General features: G+C 43.9%; 21 protein-coding genes. 11 read left to right on the forward strand and 10 right to left on the reverse strand.

Annotation, left to right across the window (positions count from 1 at the left end; genetic code table 11):
- The first annotated feature begins 7 nt into the window (after positions 1–7).
- From GPLA_RS21225 to GPLA_RS21250, 6 genes are all read left to right on the forward strand, one after another.
- Complete coding sequence (locus GPLA_RS21225; RefSeq protein ID WP_007107086.1) at positions 8–727, forward strand: spondin domain-containing protein; 720 nt, start codon at positions 8–10, stop codon at positions 725–727.
- Between the two features lie 104 nt (positions 728–831).
- Entirely contained in the window at positions 832–1,551 is a 720-nt protein-coding gene (locus GPLA_RS21230; RefSeq protein ID WP_040515632.1) for a response regulator transcription factor, read from the forward strand.
- The gene (locus GPLA_RS21235; RefSeq protein WP_040515622.1) at positions 1,551–3,050 is read left to right on the forward strand and encodes a sensor histidine kinase; all 1,500 of its coding nucleotides are present in this window, start codon (positions 1,551–1,553) and stop codon (positions 3,048–3,050) included. The genes GPLA_RS21230 and GPLA_RS21235 overlap by 1 nt, the downstream gene beginning before the upstream one ends.
- A gap of 55 nt (positions 3,051–3,105) precedes the next feature.
- Positions 3,106–3,291 (forward strand): DUF2065 domain-containing protein, encoded by a 186-nt coding sequence (locus GPLA_RS21240; RefSeq protein ID WP_007107089.1) that lies wholly within the window; start codon positions 3,106–3,108, stop codon positions 3,289–3,291.
- An 81-nt stretch (positions 3,292–3,372) separates the two neighbouring features.
- On the forward strand, positions 3,373–4,671 hold the full coding sequence (locus GPLA_RS21245; protein ID WP_007107090.1) for an adenylosuccinate synthase: 1,299 nt from the start codon (positions 3,373–3,375) through the stop codon (positions 4,669–4,671).
- Between the two features lie 66 nt (positions 4,672–4,737).
- Positions 4,738–5,157 carry a VOC family protein gene (locus tag GPLA_RS21250; protein WP_007107091.1) on the forward strand — a complete coding sequence of 140 codons (420 nt, stop codon included), beginning with the start codon at positions 4,738–4,740 and terminating at the stop codon, positions 5,155–5,157.
- Here GPLA_RS21250 and GPLA_RS21255 read toward each other — a convergent pair.
- Positions 5,154–5,813, reverse strand: coding sequence for a YitT family protein (locus GPLA_RS21255; RefSeq protein ID WP_007107092.1), 660 nt, complete (start codon positions 5,811–5,813; stop codon positions 5,154–5,156). The two genes, GPLA_RS21250 and GPLA_RS21255, sit on opposite strands and share 4 nt — an antisense overlap.
- A 376-nt stretch (positions 5,814–6,189) precedes the next feature.
- Here GPLA_RS21255 and GPLA_RS21260 point away from each other — a divergent pair, with 376 nt between their 5' ends.
- Together GPLA_RS21260 and GPLA_RS21265 are read left to right on the forward strand one after the other, a co-directional pair.
- Positions 6,190–7,386 (forward strand): pyridoxal-phosphate-dependent aminotransferase family protein, encoded by a 1,197-nt coding sequence (locus tag GPLA_RS21260; RefSeq protein ID WP_007107093.1) that lies wholly within the window; start codon positions 6,190–6,192, stop codon positions 7,384–7,386.
- A 174-nt stretch (positions 7,387–7,560) separates the two neighbouring features.
- Positions 7,561–8,583: a patatin-like phospholipase family protein gene (locus GPLA_RS21265; protein WP_007107094.1), complete on the forward strand. Its 1,023-nt coding sequence runs from the start codon at positions 7,561–7,563 to the stop codon at positions 8,581–8,583.
- 21 nt (positions 8,584–8,604) lie between these two features.
- Here the strand turns inward: GPLA_RS21265 and GPLA_RS21270 are convergent, their stop codons facing one another.
- From GPLA_RS21270 to GPLA_RS21280, 3 genes are all read right to left on the reverse strand, one after another.
- Entirely contained in the window at positions 8,605–9,483 is an 879-nt protein-coding gene (locus GPLA_RS21270; RefSeq protein ID WP_007107095.1) for an ADP-polyphosphate phosphotransferase, read from the reverse strand.
- Positions 9,484–9,595: 112 nt separating this feature from the next.
- Positions 9,596–10,390: a formyl transferase gene (locus tag GPLA_RS21275; protein ID WP_007107096.1), complete on the reverse strand. Its 795-nt coding sequence runs from the start codon at positions 10,388–10,390 to the stop codon at positions 9,596–9,598.
- A 218-nt stretch (positions 10,391–10,608) separates the two neighbouring features.
- Complete coding sequence (locus GPLA_RS21280) at positions 10,609–11,343, reverse strand: SDR family oxidoreductase (RefSeq protein WP_007107098.1); 735 nt, start codon at positions 11,341–11,343, stop codon at positions 10,609–10,611.
- A 126-nt stretch (positions 11,344–11,469) separates the two neighbouring features.
- Here GPLA_RS21280 and GPLA_RS21285 point away from each other — a divergent pair, with 126 nt between their 5' ends.
- The 3 genes from GPLA_RS21285 (at position 11,470) to GPLA_RS21295 (ending at position 15,336) form a co-directional block, all read left to right on the forward strand.
- A complete protein-coding gene (locus GPLA_RS21285; protein ID WP_007107099.1) occupies positions 11,470–12,069 on the forward strand; it encodes a TetR/AcrR family transcriptional regulator in 600 nt (199 codons plus the stop codon).
- Positions 12,070–12,403: 334 nt separating this feature from the next.
- On the forward strand, positions 12,404–13,294 hold the full coding sequence (locus GPLA_RS21290; RefSeq protein WP_007107101.1) for a dienelactone hydrolase family protein: 891 nt from the start codon (positions 12,404–12,406) through the stop codon (positions 13,292–13,294).
- A 290-nt stretch (positions 13,295–13,584) separates the two neighbouring features.
- Complete coding sequence (locus GPLA_RS21295) at positions 13,585–15,336, forward strand: FAD/NAD(P)-binding protein (protein ID WP_007107102.1); 1,752 nt, start codon at positions 13,585–13,587, stop codon at positions 15,334–15,336.
- A 67-nt stretch (positions 15,337–15,403) separates the two neighbouring features.
- Here the strand turns inward: GPLA_RS21295 and GPLA_RS21300 are convergent, their stop codons facing one another.
- The 6 genes from GPLA_RS21300 to GPLA_RS21325 all read right to left on the reverse strand — a co-directional run bounded on the left by GPLA_RS21300 (position 15,404) and on the right by GPLA_RS21325 (position 19,976).
- Positions 15,404–15,901 (reverse strand): hypothetical protein, encoded by a 498-nt coding sequence (locus GPLA_RS21300; protein WP_007107103.1) that lies wholly within the window; start codon positions 15,899–15,901, stop codon positions 15,404–15,406.
- Positions 15,902–15,979: 78 nt separating this feature from the next.
- Complete coding sequence (locus tag GPLA_RS21305; RefSeq protein WP_007107104.1) at positions 15,980–17,251, reverse strand: MFS transporter; 1,272 nt, start codon at positions 17,249–17,251, stop codon at positions 15,980–15,982.
- 462 nt (positions 17,252–17,713) lie between these two features.
- The gene (locus GPLA_RS21310; RefSeq protein ID WP_007107106.1) at positions 17,714–18,145 is read right to left on the reverse strand and encodes a GNAT family N-acetyltransferase; all 432 of its coding nucleotides are present in this window, start codon (positions 18,143–18,145) and stop codon (positions 17,714–17,716) included.
- Between the two features lie 329 nt (positions 18,146–18,474).
- Positions 18,475–18,711 carry a hypothetical protein gene (locus GPLA_RS24145; RefSeq protein WP_007107108.1) on the reverse strand — a complete coding sequence of 79 codons (237 nt, stop codon included), beginning with the start codon at positions 18,709–18,711 and terminating at the stop codon, positions 18,475–18,477.
- A gap of 121 nt (positions 18,712–18,832) precedes the next feature.
- Positions 18,833–19,252 (reverse strand): hypothetical protein, encoded by a 420-nt coding sequence (locus GPLA_RS21320; protein ID WP_040515627.1) that lies wholly within the window; start codon positions 19,250–19,252, stop codon positions 18,833–18,835.
- A gap of 190 nt (positions 19,253–19,442) precedes the next feature.
- Positions 19,443–19,976, reverse strand: a complete 534-nt coding sequence (locus GPLA_RS21325) for a hypothetical protein (RefSeq protein ID WP_040515628.1) — start codon at positions 19,974–19,976, stop codon at positions 19,443–19,445.
- Positions 19,977–20,713: the final 737 nt, after the last annotated feature.

A 20,713-nucleotide genomic window follows, 5' to 3' on the forward strand; every position in this document is an offset into this window, starting at 1 on the left:
GACTGTTATGCCTAGTATCAAAAATTACCAAAAAGCCTTACTAATAGCGCTTCCACTGGCATTAAGTGCCTGTGGTGATGATGACACCAGAGAAGTCATTGTTGAAGTCGAAGTGCCTGCTCCGGTGCCTACACCCGTGGATGTAAGCTATGAAGTCACAGTCACCAATCTGACCAATGGCCAACCCGTTTCACCACCGGCTATTGTGCTTCACACCGAGGGGACGCTTTGGGCATTGGGTGAAGTGCCATCCGTTGCATTAGAACGCATTGCTGAAGAAGGGACATCCGATGAGTTTTTAACCTTAGGGACTGTGAGTGCCGGTGGTGACGGCCCTATTACTCCGGGCAATAACCAAACCATTAGCGTCACGATACAAGACATCACCAATGCCAAGCTGACTATTGCTGCTATGTTAGGGAACACCAATGATACTTTCAGCGGTTTAAGTGCTTGGGATTTGTCACAACTGGAAGTGGGCGACAGCTGGACAACCAACAGCCCAGCCTATGACGCCGGCACTGAAAAAAATACCGAAAGTGCTGAAACCGTACCTGGCCCTGCTACTGGTGGCGAAGGCTTCAATCCAACACGGGATGACACAGGGTTTATTTCGATGCACCCAGGTGTCGTCAGTGCCGACGATGGCTTAAGCACTTCCGCACTGACCGTTGATCATAAGTTCGATAACCCAGTGATACGGATAAAAATTACGCGCACTGAATAATTAAAAAAACACATTGTTAATTCACACGTAAATAAAAAGCGCTGGTCTTGTGAAAGATTAGCGCTTTTTTATCGCTCTATATGTTTTTAAGTATTGGTGATCACATGACCGACAAAATCCTCATCGTGGAAGACGATTTCGACATAGCAAACCTGATGCGCGTAAATCTACTCGAGCTTGGTGTAGAAATTGATCACCAAGCAGACGGAAAAGTAGCCCTTGACCAAGCATTGCAGAATGAATACGCCATAATTATTTTGGATGTCATGTTACCCAGCATGAACGGATTGGATATCTGTCGCAAAATTCGTGACGAACGCCCCATGCAAATCATCATTATGTTGACCTCAAAGAACTCTGAGACCGACCGAGTGTTAGGTCTAGAATTAGGCGCTGACGACTACATGACCAAACCCTTCAGCGTCCGTGAATTACAAGCTAGAGTACGCTCCCAATTGCGTAAGGTTCATGTACTTCAACAAGCGCAAATTTCGTCACAGCCCGCTGACGCGGCATTAAACATCGGTATTTTAAACATAGATCAGAAGAACCATCAGGTCTTTTTGGCTGACCAAGAGCTGGTACTCACCGCCACTGAATTTGAGCTACTGCACCATTTAGCTAGCCACCCGAGTCAGGTATTTAGCCGTAGTCAGTTGTTGGAGTCGGTGTGGGGTTATCATCACAGTGGTTATGAACACACAGTTAACTCCCACATTAATCGCCTAAGAGCCAAAGTTGAAAAGGATGCCACGTCACCCAAAATTATTCAGACCGTTTGGGGCGTAGGTTATAAATTTAATCCCCAGGGGGTAGCAACCTAATGAGAATCTGCTTCTATCAACGCCTAGCAATCTCATTGGTTGCAGTGTTTATGCTGGTGATAATTGCTTGTTTTTATTCAACCAATGAACTGCAAAAACTCACTCAACAAGAAGCACAGCAAAAACTGCATCTGGGTTTAGCTGAGCATCTGGTTAGTGATAACCCCTTACTTAAAGAAGGCGTTTACGATTATGCAGCCCTAAGTAACCTCTTTCATACTTTGATGATTCTAGGCCCAAATTTCGAATTTTATTATTTAGATCCCCAAGGGAAAATTCTCACTTACTCAGCCACACCCGGCAAAGTGAAAGCCACATCAGTCAACGTAGGCCCCATCAAGCAACTAATTGGTGATAATCAAAGCTTTCCCGTTGAGGGAGACGACCCAAGGCAGTTAGGCAGACACAAAATATTTTCTGCTGCTCCCGTTTATAACAACGAGCAATTACAGGGATATTTGTACGTCATTATTGGCGGTGAGCGTTACGACTCGATACTGGCCAATCTGCAAAATAGTCAAAGCATGCGTGAAATCGCAATCTTTTTGGTAGTCGGTCTATTGCTGTTACTGATCGCGTTATTGGCCATGTTTAAATATTTCACTTCGCCGCTCAAGCGTTTAAGCGACGATATGGACAAGGTACGCGACGCAGATTTTCATCGTGATCAGCTACCTCGAGATCTCGCGCTGTGGAACAAAAACAGTTACAACGAAGTGGATCGTCTTGGCTGTGCGTTTACCGAAATGCTGGCTCACATCGACAGTCAATTTGACCAACTAAGTAAAATTGATACCCAGCGCCGGGTGTTGTTGGCGGATTTATCCCATGATTTGCGTACCCCACTGGCGAGCCTACAAGGCTATATAGAAACACTGGCAATAAATGCCGATACCTTATCCGTTGAGGATCGTAAGCACTTTGTCGACATCTCTCTAAAAAACGCCAAAAATCTCAAACATCTTATTGATCAGATTTTCGAACTCGCCTATTTAGAAGGTGGTCAGGTCACACTGCATCAGGAGCCATTCCCCCTAGGCGACTTACTGCATGATGTTGCAGCCAAGTTTGCCCTTGACGCACAAGAGAAAAATATCGAAATAAGGGTCAGCCCCAATCATTTTGAATATCATGTATTTGCCGATATTGGAAAGTTAGAACGCGTTTTAACCAATCTGATCGCCAACGCCATTCGTCACACCCCTGAGTTCGGCAAGATTGATTTGGTCGTGGCAACCCACAATGAAAAGCTGCGGGTAGACATTCGAGATACAGGAATAGGCATAAGCGATAAGGAAATCGCCTTTATTTTTGATGCACGTTACCAAGCCAACAATACTGAAAAAGATGCCTGTAGTCATGCTGGACTCGGCTTAGCCATATGCAGAAAGCTTATGGCGCTACTCAATTCAGACTTAAAAGTAGAAAGCCAATTAGGTAAAGGAACCTGCTTTAGCTTCGAGCTGACCCTAGTGAATAACAACCATTTGGCACATTAGGGCAAGGGAACGATTTGCTATATGATATGCAGCTTGTTTCGTTTTAGAGCGTTTTATGCTGCATACCCTGCTTATTGCCTGTGCATTAGTATTAATTATTGAAGGCATTGGCCCCATGTTATTTCCTAATAAATGGCGTTTATACCTGCAACAATTGGTAGAACAGCCTGTAAATCAATTACGTAGCGTCGGCGGTGTACTCGTGACTATAGGCTTAGTGAGCTTGTTTTTCTTACTGTAGAAATTAAGCGAATTTTTATATTCAGCTAGCGCAGGAAATTTGATAGGATCCCCGCCTAATTTTCTGACACTTCTCTAATCCATGGCTAAAAATGTAGTGGTACTCGGAACCCAATGGGGCGACGAGGGTAAAGGTAAGGTTGTAGATCTTTTAACTGATAAAGCAACTTATGTTGTACGTTATCAAGGTGGACACAACGCAGGACATACACTGGTCATTGACGGCGAAAAAACCGTTTTGCACCTCATTCCTTCTGGTATTTTACGTGAAAACGTAACCTGCGTTATCGGCAACGGCGTTGTCCTTAGCCCTGAAGCCTTGCTAAAAGAAACAGCAATGCTTGAAGAGCGCGGCGTACCGGTTAAAGAGCGCTTACGTATCAGTGAGGCTTGCCCACTTATTCTGCCATTTCACGTTGAATTAGACTTAGCCCGGGAAAAAGCCCGTGGCGACAAGCCAATCGGTACTACGGGTCGTGGTATTGGACCGGCATACGAGGACAAAGTCTCTCGTCGTGGTCTACGTGTAGGTGACTTATTCAACCCAACTGATTTCGCCGTAAAGCTTAAAGAAGTACTTGAATATCATAACTTTATGCTGACCAACTACTATAAAGTTGAGCCGGTAAGCTATGAGAAAACACTGGCCGATGCATTGGCTGTGGCAGATGTATTAAAAGCCATGGTGGTTGATGTAACAGACGTTCTAGACAGTGCCCGTAAACGCGGTGACGCGATCATGTTTGAAGGCGCCCAAGGCACCCTACTTGATATCGACCACGGTACTTACCCCTATGTTACCTCAAGCAACACCACTGTAGGTGGCGTAGCAACAGGTGCCGGATTTGGTCCATTACACTTAGATTACGTGCTAGGTATCGTTAAAGCGTACACCACCCGAGTTGGTTCAGGTCCGTTTCCTACCGAGCTAGGTTGTGATGTAGGTCAGCATCTAGGCATAAAAGGCCACGAATTCGGTGCAACCACAGGGCGCAAACGCCGTACGGGTTGGTTCGATGCCGTTGCCATGAAGCGTGCTGTGCAAATTAACTCCATCACGGGTTTCTGCTTAACCAAATTGGATGTGCTAGATGGTTTAGAAACCTTAAGCATTTGTATTGGTTACAAACATGCTGACGGCACCATTAAAGATGTTCCGCCTATGGCTGCAGACGATTATGATCTCATCACCCCGGTATACGAAGAAATGCCAGGCTGGAGTGAAAACTCATTTGGCGTGACTGATTATGCTGAGTTGCCGCAAGCAGCGAAGAACTACATCAAACGCTTAGAAGAATTAACCGGCGTGCCAATTGATATCATTTCTACCGGTCCTGATCGTAACGAAACCATAGTGTTACGTCACCCATTTGAGGTGTAATCACCAATTGTTGTATCCTGAAAGCCGCTTTTAAGCGGCTTTTTTAATGCCCAAAGGAGAATCACCATGTCCGTTATGCCTTTTCACTTAGCCATCCCAGTGACCAGCTTGGCGGCTAGTCGAGACTTTTACGCTGATCTACTCGGCTGCGAACAAGGCCGCTCATCTGAACACTGGATAGATTGGAATTTTTTCGGCCACCAATTAGTAACCCACTTAGTCGCGGCCATGCCCAATCAGCCAGCACCGAATAACGTCGATGATAAAGCAGTACCGGTGCCACATTTTGGTGTGGTGCTTAGCATGCAAGACTGGCAAGTATTAGCCCATCGATTACAAGCCGCAGAAATAGCATTTGTTATCGCGCCTTATGTGCGTTTCAAAGGCCAACCTGGCGAGCAAGCCACTATGTTCTTACTCGACCCTTGTGGTAACGCCCTTGAGTTCAAGGCGTTTAATGATATAGGTCAGCTTTTTGCCTGTTAGTCCGTGATTTTGACGTCCTGGGGGGATTCAGAGGTTAACTCAGCCATCGTTTGGGCATAGTTGCTGTGGTAACGACCAGGCTTATGATTCACAGCCAAAATAACATTGGTCGTCACCATACCCGCAAGTGAGATAGCCAACAGAATCGGGTTCATAAGAAATAACGCTCCGACGACAATCAGACTGTCCACCACCAGTTGAAACGTGCCAGCACGAATGCCGCGGCTACCCTGTAGATAAAAAGCCAGTATTCCCAGTCCGCCTAAACTCGACTTGTGTCTAAACAGTATCAACATACCCATACCAATCAGCATACCGCCCACAATGGCACCAAAGACAGGCTGAATGTCACTCAGGGAAATAAACAGATGCATGTTCTCCACCAGCAAAGACACCAATGTAATGGTCACAAAAGTATTAATGGTGAAGCGCCAACCCAGTTGTTTGACCGCGATATAGTAAAACGGTACGTTAACCAAAAAGAACAACAAACCAAATTTTAACGCTACAAACTGGCTCAGCAGCAGCGCAATTCCAGCCGTACCGCCGATAAGTAAACCCAAGGTTTTAAATATTGCTAGACCCAAACTAACAAAAACCGCACCGCTTAAAATCGCCAATACGTCTTCATAAAATCGATGAGTGGAGGAATGCATACCTTTTTTGCTCCTAAATTAGCTAAATAAAAGGTGATCGCTGACGAGCCTCATATTGCGCACTATTTAAACAGTGCGATGTTTTCGAGGGGCGGCATTGTACAGTAATAACACAGGCTTACCAGCCTTATAACATGACAAGTTAATCACATGTAAACAACTGATATTTAATGTAAAAACAGTCGAGTGACAGTAAATCGAATAATAGCTAGCTGAGCGAAATCGATTATAAATCCGCCCTTTAAATTCAGTCTCAGTGACTAAAAATAAGTAGCAGAATAAATATATTTGTTTCTATTTTGCACTATGCGCGAATGCTGCTTGGCGATATGCTAGTAACCCACTTTTAAAGCCGTCTAAAGACTCAGGAGACCCAGTGTCGATTTGTGTGCCACAAGGAATTATTTCGCTAGATAACATTTTACCCGATGAACCCTTATTGATGATGGGAGCAGGCCCGGTTCCGATCCCGGCCAAAGTGGCAGCGGCGAACGGCATAGTGATCAATCACTTAGGTGACACCATGGCGCAAATAATCGAGCAAGTGAAAATCATGTCTCGTTATGTTTTTCAAACTGAGAATGGCCTGATCCTAGGGGTTGCTGGCCCAGGCTCAGCCGCCATGGAAATGGCCGTGGCCAACTTAGTGCGCCCCGGCGACAAAGTACTCAGTATCTGTAATGGTTTCTTCAGTAGCCGTTTAGCCGAAATGGCCGGGCGTTTACAAGCCGATGTGAGCAAAGTGGTTATTGAAGAGCGTCAAGCCGCCAGCGCTGAACTGATCGAGCAACATATTATTCGTACCCAGCCTAATGTACTGACCATAGTGCAAGGCGAAACGTCCAACACAGTGCACAACGCCGAGTTGGCGCAAATTTGTAAAGTTGCCAAGAAGTATGACTGCATGGTCATTGTGGATGCCGTTTGTACACTGAGCACCATGGAACTCGCTATGGACGACTGGGGAATTGACGCCGTGATTACGGGCGGCCAAAAAGGTTTGTCGTGTATTCCTGGGGTATCTTTGGTGGGATTTTCTGAAAAGGCTTGGGCTTTTATTGAGTCTCGCACCGATCAACTACGCCATTGGTGCCTTGATGCCAAGCTGGCCCATCAATTTTGGTATAAAAAATCCTACCACTACACCGCGCCTGTGTCGGGCATATTAGCCATTCATGAAGCCTTACGCTTGGTATGTACCGAAACATTGCCACTGCGCTTCGCTCGTCACCAACGTTGTTCAAAGGCCTTGCAAGCCGCTGTCGAAGGCATGGGGTTAACCTTATATGTTGAGCCCAGCGCTCGCCTTAACTCAGTAGTAGGTATTCGTTTACCTGAAAGCATCATAGGCAAAGAATTGCTCAGCACTATGTCCAATCGCTACCGGGTGGAAATATCAGGCTCTTTTGGTCCCAATATTGTACGTATTGGCCAAATGGGCGAACAGTGCCGTACCCATAATTTATTTCGCACTATCCATGCTCTAGGATCCGCGTTTATCGACCTAGGCCACAAGTTAGATTTACCCTCTGGTATGGCCGCCTTAGAAAGCACCCTAGACGACCTGCGCTAGTTTCTCATCTAACGTACAGGGCGATACATTTTCGCTTTGTACGTACGCCGTACAATCTATGTTTCATTATTCATCTATGCTTATATTTATGTAGGGATAGTCATTAACTTGCTGTCACCGTGCTGTATTTCCCTTCTGCTACAAAGGACTCATCAGAAACTAACGGAGAAGAGCATGTCTAAACTCATACTTTCATTAGATGGTGGCGGTATTCGCGGCGCAGCGACCACTCAGTTTTTAACCCATGTCGAAAAAGCACTTCAATCAACCCATCAGAAATCATTACGGGATTGTGTCGATTTTTACGCTGGCACGAGCACGGGTAGCCTCATCGCATTAGCACTGGCCACAACGAACATGGATATGCAGGATATTAATAAGCTGTATAGCTACAGCAATGCCAAAAAAATCTTCGTTGAGAATCGCGGCTTGTTTGAACTCGACGGCCTTAACGCTCCGAAATATGAAGCCAAGGGTAAAACCGCAACCCTGAAGAAGTATTTAGGTGACGCCAGAATAAAAGATGTACCAGCGGGCAAACATGTATTGGCAATCACATATGGCATCGAAAATCGCCGTCCCTACGTGATTAAATCAACTGAGGGTATATTTCAAAACTTGCTCTCCTATCAAGTGGCAGATGCGTCAAGCGCCGCGCCAACCTATTTCCCTACCCGAGACATGCCCTTACTGCCAGGCAATGAGCAAGCTTGGTTAATTGATGGCGGTGTGATTGCTAACAACCCCACCATGTGTGCCATAGCGGAGGTTTGCCGACTGTGGCCTGACGACAAACGCCGGGTACTAACGGTAGGCACTGGCACGAGCACGCGCAAAATTAATGGACCAGATTCACGTAATTGGGGCGCGCTGCAATGGATGCTAAAAGGCTGTATTATCGATGTGCTGTCAGACGAAAAAGTCGTTGCCTATCAAGCCATCACCATATCCCCCCAAGGCAGCTATATTCGTGTCAACGCCGAAATGCGCTGCCAGCCAGGATTTGACCAAGCCCCAGATGATGCCATGGACGATATTAGCCAAACCAACATTAAGCGTCTCAAGGGGATGGGGGATTTTTGGTTTAGTCAGTACGGTGATGCTGTTGTTGCTTTATTAAATGACAGTTACGACGGCCCATCACTTGATAGAATCGACCCGCAAACCGGTCATCCACTGGTGTATCAAGCTGGGTAAATCCGTGCAGGTAGGCCTTGCTTAACCTGAAGAGTCCGCTAATTGCCTGCGCAAACACTGTAGTTCCTGTTTGCGCTCTTCATCTACTTCTGGATAGTGCATATCCAGTGATTGAAATGTTTTTACTATGGTTTTTGCGATAATCAAACGAGCATTACGTTTATCGTCCGCGGGAATTATGTACCAAGGTGCTTCGTTACTGGTGGTCGAGGCGATACAATCTTCATAGGCCTGCATATATTGCGGCCAAAATTCCCGCTCTCGTACATCCGCATCAGTGAATTTCCAATTTTTATCTGGGTTATCAATGCGGGCTAAAAAGCGTTTACCTTGCTCGTCTTTGGAGAGATGCAGGAAAAACTTAATGACCCTAGTGCCGTTTCGATTCAGGTGCTGCTCTAAATCGTTGATTGAACGAAATCGTTCTCGCCAGATATGCTGTAAATGCATATCCTCATCGGGTATGCGTTGGCTGGTCAAAATTTCCGGATGCACTCGGGCAATCAAGACTTCTTCATAATAAGAGCGGTTGAAAATACCGATACGCCCGCGTTCTGGCAACACTTGATTCGCTCGCCATAAAAAGTCGTGATCCAGCTCGCTTTCACTCGGGTGTTTAAAGCTGTGTACTTGGCAGCCTTGGGGGTTAACACCGGACATAACATGACGAATGGCGCTGTCTTTACCTGCAGCATCCATCGCTTGAAAGATGATCAGCACTGAATGCTCATTGGCAGCATAGAGCATGCGCTGTAAGTCGCTCATTTTATTAATTTGTTTTTTCAGTTTCTTTTTATAATGGGACTTTGAAGTGTACAGGGGTGCAATACCGGTAGGCCGTTGATGCAGCTCCCACGGTTCTCCCTGCCTCGCGATAAAATCTGACGGTGTAATTTTCATGTTTCCTCCGGCAATTAAAATCCTCAACATTGATTAAAGACTGTTCTGTTCTAGGTTGCCTGTCAACTGACTTGCTCACAAGGGGGTCAGTACAGTCGGTTTGGAAAAAGGGCTAAAGATAGTGCTCAGTAATGAACGCAATCAATTCATCTTCTTTGACTAAACTCAATCCTTTGTTTTGAAATTTTTGTAGGTCTTGCACATTTGGAAATGAAAAATACTGGCCGCCGCTTTGCTCTGTCGTCGATAGATTTTCACCTAACGCCAGCGTTGATATCGCTTCGATAAGCAAAGCCACGCCCTCAACATATAACTGCAAAACATGCCATAAATACGATTTATCCGCTTCAACGTCAACGTGTGATTGAGCGACAATACGTCCGGTATCGATGCCTGCGTCGACAATGTAATGCAAGCTTGTGCCTATCTTTTTCTCGTCGTTTAACATTGCCCAAAATGTGGCCATGACACCACGATAATCAGGCAACACACCCGAGTGTAAATTCAAGACACCAAGGCGCGGTAAACCCAACACATCTTGCTTTAAAATACTGCCATAACGAATCGACAGAACCAGATCTGGCTGTAAAGCGCTGATTTTTGCTAGTCCTTCGGGGCTGTTGATAGCGTTTAACGCTTCTACGGGGCTGACCAAAATACTGCTCATTTGTGCAAAGCTTTTATACCCTCGATGACTCGATAATTTTTCCAACAGCGGTGACAACAATTGGTTTAATAGCTTCTGCTCAAAGAAACTCAGGGTAACGAGTTCAGCGGGTTTACGGCCATTACCTCCCACTTTGGCAGATAAAAACACACTGACATTATGTTGTGATAACTGCGGTAGTAATAAATTTAACGCGTAGTTACTGGCTAAATCTCTGTTGGCTAATATGACAATATTCATTCACAACACTTCTTTAATGACGTTAATCACTACAAGTAGAGCATTAATTGCCCAGAAACAAAATCTGCTTAAACCCAAGCAAATTAACCTTAATGGCAAATAGAAAATGAAGAGAAACGAAGGAGGGGCATTATTTAATGCCTAAGTAAAAAAACAGAGCTGGGCGTGATACCCAGCTCCCGATGTATAAATAGGTGAGCTAACTCACATAAAATACCTTATAGCGATAAGTCACTCGTGATGATCGCATCTGAGTAGCTTTGATAAGCCGCTTCTAGCTGCTTCGCTACCGGATCAGGGAACGAGTGGAAGTCACCATTATTTAACGCTGTAATAATGGCTTCTGATACCACGGTTGCATCCGGTGCACCTTCAAAACCAGCAGAGTCACCCATTTCTGTGCCAATCGGCCCAGGATGCACGCTCAATACACGGATCCCTTTGTCAGCCCATTTGTCTTTCAAGCCTTGGGTAATCGAATACGCCGCTGCTTTTGATGCGCAGTAAGTAGCAATATCGCCGAAGGCTTTAATCGATGCGATAGAGTTCAACTGCACTAATACGCCTTTGTTACGCTCTAACGTTTCAGCAAAAGCATTGGCTACGCGCATCAAACCAAACACGTTAATATTGATTTGTTCCATCAAGGATTCTTCTGCGTTTTCACCCAAAGGTGAAGTCACATGCATAATACCGGCGTTGTTGACTAAAATATCCACGTCGCTAGCTTGGGTAGCTAAACGTTGAATAGATGCTGTATCTGCAACATCAGCAGCTAACGTAACCACTTTGTCACCGTATTGCGCTTCGATTTCTTTGGTTGACTCAGGGTTGCGTACCGCTAGATAAACCTTAGTCGCGCCATTTTCAATTAGTGAATTTACGATTGCTTTACCAATACCTCGATTGGCGCCTGTCACTAATGCTACTTTGCCTTGAATTGAATCAGTCATTATCTTACTCCTGTTAATGGTTTAAGTATTTTAAGTTGTACCGATCGGTAACGTTGATTAATCTTATACCGATCGGTAACATACGTCAAATACATTTCTAAATAGATTTTTATGAGGTTCATAGCGATGAGCGGAAAACGTACTTTTGATGATGAAAAGGCTCTTGAGTCGGCTATGGGCGTGTTCTGGAAAAAAGGCTACGCGGGCGCGTCTCTAGCAGAGTTGACTCAAAGCATGGGGATCAACAAACCCAGCATGTACCGCACGTTTGGCAACAAAGAAGCTTTATTTATTAAGGCGACCCAAAGGTACATCGAGAAAAATGCCCAACCACATTTCGTGCATTTACATCAAGAAGGTACTTCGTTAGCACAGCGCATTAAGAATTACATGACATCAGTGGTCAGCGAGCAGTGCACCGCTGAAGACCCTAAAGGGTGTTATATATTTTTATGCCAAGGGGAGATTGCCAGTGGCGATATGCCTGAGTTGCCGAGCAACTTATTGAATCAAGCCAGTAAAAAAATTCAAGACGCCCTAGTCGAGATTTTCACCCATGACCCAGAAGCCATTGCACTAGGGTTAGAAACCCACGCAACTAGCATTGCATTATGTATTGCTACCACCCTCAGAGGAACTGCCTCTATGGCGCGTGCAGGTATACCATTAAGTGAATTAGAAACCGTTATTGAACACAGTCTCCGTGGTATAGGCTTGCCGTCCTAACTGGCAAAATTGCTGTCATTTTGGCTTAATGGGCACGCTGCCCTGCATTTTTGTTATAAAGGTATCCTTGGTATTTTTGCAGCAGCCCATCAGGTATCGAGTGAATAAAGTCTGTGCTTTTGCCAGAGAAGACAGACCACCCTTTTATTTTCCTCCCTTCGCGTTCCTACCCGTTACATTTCAAAACAGTTATCCCAGCATTGCCTTTGTGTGGCTATTGAATTTTTATGCGTATCAGCAGATAGTCAATCGATTCAATATTAATCAATATGGTTAGAGTTTAATCTTGCTACTTTAAAATCAGCGCGCATTATCAACTACTAGGAGAAACCCCATGACACATATCGATCCCAAACATATCCCCCAGCAAGCTTTTGATTGGTATGACGAGTACGCCCACGGAGATATGGACAGGCGTACCTTTATGTCACGTTTAGCCTCTTTGTCAGTGGCAGGATTAAGTATTGGAACCCTCAGCGGCGCGCTTACCCCCAATTATGCGTTGGCAGAGCAAGTGTCCTTTAATGATGAAGACATTACCGCTAGCTACCAAAAGTTCGCGTCCCCTGATGGTTACTCCGAAGGCCAAGGCTACTTAGTCTTGCCTAGCAAAATGTCAAAATCCGCCCCTGGGGTGTTGGTAGTTCACGAAAACCGCGGCTTGAATCCTTATATAAAAGATGTGGCGCGCAGGTTAGCCAAAGAAGGGTTTATCGCCTTTGCCCCCGACGCGTTATTTCCCCTTGGTGGTTACCCGGGGAATGATGATAAAGGCAAAGAAATGCAGCGTAGTATGGAGCGTCCAAAGATAGAAAATGACTTTATCGCAGCGGCCAATTTTATTAAGCAACATGAAAAAACCACAGATAAATTAGGTGTGGTCGGTTTTTGCTTTGGCGGTTACATTAGTAATTTTTTAGCGGCTAAAATACCCGATGTAATTAATGCAGCGGTGCCGTTTTATGGCACCCCCGCCGCCGAAAACTTAGTTGGTCAGGTAAAAGGGCCATTGCTACTCAACTTTGCTGAAAACGATAGTCGTGTAAACGCCAGCTGGCCTGATTATGAAGCTGCACTTAAAGCCAATAACGTCACCTATAACGCCCATATTTATCCAAACACCCAACATGGTTTTCATAATGACTCCACCAGCCGTTACGAGCCTGAGGCGGCGGAGCTTGCTTGGTCTCGCACAGTGGATTTCTTTAAGACTCATTTAACTTAGACAGTAAAATTCATAGTATATGACAAGACAGTGCACCATGGAGTGCACATTGTTTCTCAGTCGTCTGCGGTTCACTTTTTGTAATGTAATTTTTACTTGCCACCAAGAACAAACGAGAGAAATTTCAACAGGTTAGTTTTCAATACTACTGACACACCTTACAAAATCGAGTTATAACACCTTGTTTCCATTGGGCATTATTTTCACCGGTTGAGAAATACGACTAGGCACAGCCCATGCTTTAGCGATGAAACGAAACGCGTTTAGTTGTTAATTGCAAAGGTGTGCACATGAATAAAATTCGAATAGCGTTGATAGGCGGAGGCCCTAGTGCTCTGTCTATTATTAAGAAATTACTTTTCAGCGAACTACGCCAAGAACAAAGTCGAGAGCCAAGCGGATTTAGTATTGATATTTTTGAGCGTAATTCTTCCTTAGGTAAAGGAATGCCATACAGCGCAGAAGGCGCATCAGCTGAGCACATCACTAATATATCCTCAGACGAGTTAGCCCCATTTAATGAGACATTAGCCCAGTGGTTAGGTAAGCAAAGTCACGCTTACCTCGCAAGCCATGGCATCGATAAAACCAATTTGCACGTCAAGCATGTTATCCCGAGGCTTCTCTTTGGTGACTATTTAAACGCCCAATTTGAAGCGCTTATGCACAAAGCTGCGAGCCATGGCCTGAATATTAATGCGCATGTAAACAGTGAAGTTTTAGATATCAAACCCAACACTAACAACCAAACCAGCGATGTACGTACCGCGTCTGGTTGGATAAAAGGATTCGATAAAGTCATTATATGTACTGGTCATGCATGGCCGCGCAGGAACGAAGGAAACGTCGCTGGCTATTATGACTCGCCTTATCCGCCCATTAAGTTGCAACATAAATACAACCATCCAGTGGCCCTTAAAGGCTGTTCGCTGACTGCAATTGATGCAGTTCGTACCTTAAGCAAGGCAAATGGGCGCTTTTATCACGAACAAGAGAAGCTAAAATACAAACGAGCACAAGATGTGCCTGATTTTAAAATAGTGATGCACTCATTGGATGGTCTTCTACCTAACATACGTTTTCATTTAGACGATCCATTAGTGTCTGACGAAGGTATGCTAACCGAGCAACAAATTGCGGAATATAGGGCCAATAACGACGGATTTTTAAGCCTAGATTTCATTTTCGAGCATAATTTCAAGAAGGTGCTTGAAAAGCGTGACGACACTTTTTATCAGAAAATAGCTCATAAGAACCTAGAGCAATTCACCGACTGGATGCTTGAATCGAGAAAGGCCTTCGACCCTTTTACCTTATTTAAAATTGAATGTATTCAGGCTGCGCAATCCATCAAAAATGAACAAACCCTGCAATGGAAAGAAGTTCTTGCCTTGCTCAGTTTCACCATAAACCATCCAGCCAAATACCTCTCTGGCGAAGATACACTTCGCTTACAGCAGAAATTACTGCCTTTGATTGGCTTAATGATAGCCAATATCCCCCAACCCTCTGCAGAGCAGCTATTGGCTCTATATGAAAGTGATGTACTTGAGGTTATCTCTGTTGATACTAACAGCAACGTGCAAATAGAAGGCGATCATTGTTTTATGTATCACTATGAAAATAGTGCGAAGCAATCAATCGCGACACCATATCGGACCTTTGTTGATTGCACCGGGCAGAAGCATTTACCCATGGCTGACTTCCCCTTTACCTCAATGTTTGAGGCAGAAACAGTACTGCCCGCTTGCGTGCGCTTCAAAGATAAAGCGCAAGGGCAAAAACAGCAGCTTGTTGATCGCGAAAGTGTCAGCATAGGTGCAGACGCAGAGTACTACTTGACACTAAAAGGCTTTGCAATAAACGATGATTACCAGCCCATTTTAGCCACTGGCAAACCGAGCGAACGCTATTTTATGATGGCGGTGCCATTTATCAGTGGTTTCAATCCAGACTATTCGGGCTTCGATTTTTGCGAACAGGTATCCACTATCATAGTGGAAAAACTCTGCGCTGAACTGCCTCTACGCTATGCTAGTTAACTGTATAATCCACCGAATTTAGGCAATGGAATAACAGAGGAGAAAAGTACCACGGGCTAGGAAAGTACTAACCAACATTCGCTGCCGTGGTACCTACAAGGTTTATGTCGTCCATTGAAGCGACGCGCATGTGGGTCTGATAATAATATTTATTACTGCGCTTACCATTTGAACTAAACCAAATCTTCACTTGAACGAGTTGCCCTTTTACCAGGACGCGCTTTTTCAAGAAGTAAGCTTCAGGCGACATTTCATGCTTTTTCTCAAACTCGGTAGCGATTTCAGGTGAGAGCACAATCGTGATATTTCTTGGGTCGCGGTAATCGTATTCGGTATTTAAAAACACCCGCCCCTCAAGACTGCCTGTTGCTTTCACTCTGAAAACACCACCTGTCTCAAAAGATTTTGGGTAAATAACAGCGGCTAAGTTGCGATACGCCATGGTATCTGTGGTTGCGCTTTTGTCGTCAATTTTCGCAGTTTGGGGCAGTGAATTACCGCCGTTTTGAGAAGTGCTGCTGCAACCGGCCACAAAAAGTACTAACAACGCTATCCATAATCTCATATTTATATCCCTAAAGCGCTAACACAAAGAGTAAAAAGATACTCATCCATCTTTAGCCTAGCGCGAAAAGCACATCCACTACAACTGCTGCTTGTTCGCTGCTTCGTCATTTAAGCTATCTTCTGGTGAATCTTCTGACTCTTCATTCTCCAAGCCCATCTCGACAACTTCTTGCGTGGTGTTTCGCATGTTCACGAAAGGCTCATAATGCTCCCTAGCCACATCATGGAAACTAATGCGGTACAAGGTCCAGCAGGCTAATATCGACAACGCCACGCCTGATACAATAAACAAGGCCATGTGGGTATAACCCAACAAGAATGAAACGATAAGCGGCCCAAGAATACTGCCTACGCTATTCATCATTAACACACCACTACCAACCTCCATAATAGACAGATCCGTGTTGTCATTTGCATGGGCTAGACATAAGGAATAAAGTGGAAAGCTCAAGCCACCTAACAAAAACATGGTCACGTAAATAACTTGAGGGTTGCGGCTATCAAGCACAATAGCTGTGATACTGGTTAATACCGCAATAACGGCCAAACCGGTTATCACGTAACGCCTGTCTATGCGATCAGATAAACGTCCAACGGGTAGTTGCAATGCCGTGCCGCCTAATATGGTCACAGCCATAAACACACCTACTTGCCCAGCACTCAACTGATTGGCATCGGCTATCACCGGCCCTAACGCCCAAAAGCCACCGGTCACTAGCCCACCAAAAAACGCTCCCACCATGGCCACCTGGGACACAGCAAATAAACGCCTAAAGCTGAAGCTGACTGCAGGTATGGGATGCGGAGCAGCGCGCCTAGTGAGACCAACAGGTACAATACCCAATACCAACAAAGCAGCCGCGAGCATAAATAAACCTGCGTAACCAAGATCAAAGCCAACCAATAACTGCCCCACGCAGATGGCTGAAAGCGAGATCACGGTATACACAGAGAGCACGCTACCTCGGTGCTCGATACTCGTCTTATCATTAAGCCAGCTCTCAATGACCATATAAATACCCGCAATACCCCAGCCAATTAGGCAGCGGGCTATCAGCCAAAGCATGAAATTATCCACCAAGCCAATAAATAACAGTGAAGACGTGAATAGTGCAACCAGCACGGTAAAGACTCTAATGTGACCAACCCGTGCCACAAGGCGCGGAACCGTCAAGCAACCCAAAACAAAGCCGAGGAAATAGCTTGAGCCAATATAACCTATTAGATCGGCCTCCCACCCTAAGCTAATAGCGTAAAGAGGCACCAGAGTCAGTTGTAAACCGTGACCCACCAGCAATATGGCTGCAGAAAACAACAAGGAAAACATGGAATGTAACAAGGTCGGCATCGCGCGATCCAATTCGAAAATTTATCTTAAGCCACCGACAGTGACAGGTACAAACACTGACTCAAACCAAGAAATACAAAGTTGAGAGTGATGAAATGTTGAAGATCCACATAGTGGTTGTTTCGGCATATGAAGTCCAGAATGAATTTGAACTTAATGCAATAACAATCACTTAGCGCATTGATTAATGCACAACAAGGCCGAGGATAAACTGGATGGAACGTGACGTGGTGGGCCCGGCGATTAAGTTGTTTTTCAGGCTAACGCAGAAATGGAGAGAGACGGCTAAACGGTTTACGTTAAGAACTCAGCCTCACATGATGGGCGTCTTTGGGTGAACAGCGGTCGTTGGAGTTATGTATTTTAACGCTTTGAATATTGGGGAAATTGTGAGTGTTTTGGCACAAAGTGCCAGCGAGAAATTGTCCCAAGCCAGCTTGTTGGCTGAACAACATTGGCTTGTTATAAAGCTTTTGCATAAATATTAGGGGCATAAACCTCCATGAAAGTATCTGGCTTTTGTAATGGTGTAAATCCATACTTTTGGTAAAGTCCATGTGCATTTGAAGTCGCAAGCGTAAATCGCCGAACCCCTTTAATACTTGAGTGAGCCATTACTGCTTCCATTAACTTACGGGATATTCCCTGCCCACGATATTCGGGCCAAACAATGACATCGACAAGATTTGCAAATGTTGCCTGATCGGTAATGACTCGACTGAACCCAACTTGCTCCTTGCCTATATAAGCCCCGATACAAATCGAGTTTTCAATACCAACATTTACAGTTTCGTAGTTAATTCCTTGCGCCCAAGTGCTTTCCGTCGTCAAAAAATAATGAATTTTTACAATATCAAGTAGTGATTTGTCATCGCTAACTGTTACAGCTGACACGGAACCTCCTTGCTTTATAACGCTTTAAACAGCGGAAAACTTGAACGTTTTGGCGCAGCCAGTGAGTGGTTTTCCGATGGTTTAACTTGTTAAGCAAACACTTATGCATGATGTCTACGGAAATGTTTGATAAGACCGTTATCACCAAATTCTAAAGATATTATATTAGTGCTTGTATACTCAATGACCTTATCTATATGGCTAGGTTTGACTTTTGCGTGCTCAGTATATTTAACAAATACCACATTGCGTCCAATCATCACCTGGTCAATTTTAATTTCACTGAAGATTAATTCGTCGTTCATCTCCGCAATCATTCCCTGTCGAAGTTATTCCTTACTTGTCGTAGTGACATTAAATTTCAGATGCTCATCAATGAAATCATCAGCTAAAAGTGAAATAAAATATTCTATGTCTTCGACGGTGGTGTTTGGTTGTTGCCTTGCATTTTTCGCATGTATGAATGCCTTAGCCTTTTGTTTTAGCTCTCTTTCAGACAGTGTCTCATCAGCAAAAGCTGATAGTGAGAAAAGAACTAAGGTGACTAACGAGATGATAAATTTCATTGGACTATCCTTGTTTGCTTAACAGCCAGCTCAACTGCGTAGCAAACTGGCTTTTTTTGTGCTGTTTTTGTACAAAAAGAGACAGATTGCGGAGCCAGATTACAGCTGCTTGTTATAAATACTACCCTCGTAACTGCGATGTTATAGAATCTTTAATTGATTGCTCATAATCGCCAACTAAATCAAGGCAAGCTTCTTTTGTACAATATGAAATAGACTGCCTTTGTTTACCATTATCTGGGTCTTTGTCAGTAACTTCATAGATAGTATATGACTTAAACTTACTTTCTTTAATTTCAACAATGATTGGATTTGCAGCTATATCAATATTATTTGGGCGAAAATTAAAGAAGTAATTTTGATTAGTTGAATTTTGACAAATATATAAGATCGAAAGCTCTTTTGCTTGAAAGTCTGCACGAGTTTCGCAATCAATTGGGAACGTTAATTTGTCAGGAAATATTTTAACGACAAAGCCTTTTTCAGCCATTGCATATGAATGAAAAGAAAGAAGTAATAATGTTATAATAAGAGTTTTCATAGAACCATCCTTTGTTTTTATTAGTTATTTTTATACGCTATATAATTTCTCATGACGAAACCCAGATATCAACGAGAAAATTCGTAGACTTTTTATCAGCAGAGTTCTGAATTAGACCGAGTATTTATAACGCTTAATATAACTGGAAAATACGGAGCGACAGCGAGTAATTTTCCAGTTGATGTTTTTGTTATACGAAAAGTCTAGACAATGCAGCATTTGCTGTTGAACGTCCGTACTGAATTAAACATAGCGGCCCAGAGTAATCTACATTGCAGGGTAATAGTTGTCGCATATATTTATGTGTAAATGCGGAAGATAACTCTGCTATATCAAACAATGGAGTACTACCAGCACTGAAATGTTCTGCATTAAAATGAGCCACTACATTATCTCGGAAAGTTTTCATTTCTTTCCAATACTGAGTAAAATGTTCTCGTTCTATATTTAAGTTATCCAATAAACAATCTCTAAACTCATCATGTTCTGGAATAATTGTTTTCCAATGAGTTTCCTCTGCATTACTTCCAAAGACTTTACACCAGCTAACAGCAGAATCAGATAATAAAGCGTTACAAATAGTCTTGAACGGAAACAGGTTACCTGTTCCATAATCTAGTTCATCAAGTTTGCCGTAAATAGCATTAAAAAGAGAATAAGACCTAGAGAATGAGGCCAAATACATCATGCTATGTTCAATTTTTTGAATTTGCTCGGTATTCATATTTCCGTATAACGCCTTTAGCAAGTGCGCGCTTTTCAGCGTCGCTTGCCTAAACTTGTTGTGCGATAACATAAACTACAAAGTACATTGTCACCGCAGTTAATTAAGATAACGATTTTGAGTGGATATGCAGACTAGATGGTTACTGCGACCAAAAGAACTAACAAACTGACTTTGGCTTCCTGCTCAATTTTTTATTAATGGTGCCACGTTTTTACAGAGCTGACTATTGCACAAAAGTACTATTTACGTTGAACCAGCTAATGTCACTTTAAGCGCACAACGCCCAAATAATGGGCTAAAAATAGTGGGCTAAAATGGAGCGAAGCGAACAGCCCGCTGTTTTTAGTCCTTTTGATTTTCTTGTATGGATAATAACTCGTGTAAATCATCCTGATTTTAATCGGGGTGAGGTAAAGTGAGACCCAAGCTTTAGCAGCAACTAAAGCCTTCTTTTGTGGTAGTTCGATTGATTGATGGCTCCTCAGTTGAGAGACCGATAACAAGAAAGAACGCCACAAAGGACTCCAAGCAAAATACTCGAATAGTCTACTGGGTCTCAACCCGCATTATGCAAGCAAGAGTTAGCTTATTATGAATACAAAAACAAATCAAAGCGTTAACGTCGGCGCGAATTCAACTCCGAAGTGCACCACTCGCTAAATTAAGCTGCGCTGCGTAGTTCATTAAAAACAACTAAGGGTTGTCTATACCCGAGGCATTTTCTTGGCCTCAGG

Origin of the sequence: Paraglaciecola polaris LMG 21857 (assembly GCF_000315055.1) — a bacterium.
Lineage (GTDB): Bacteria > Pseudomonadota > Gammaproteobacteria > Enterobacterales > Alteromonadaceae > Paraglaciecola > Paraglaciecola polaris.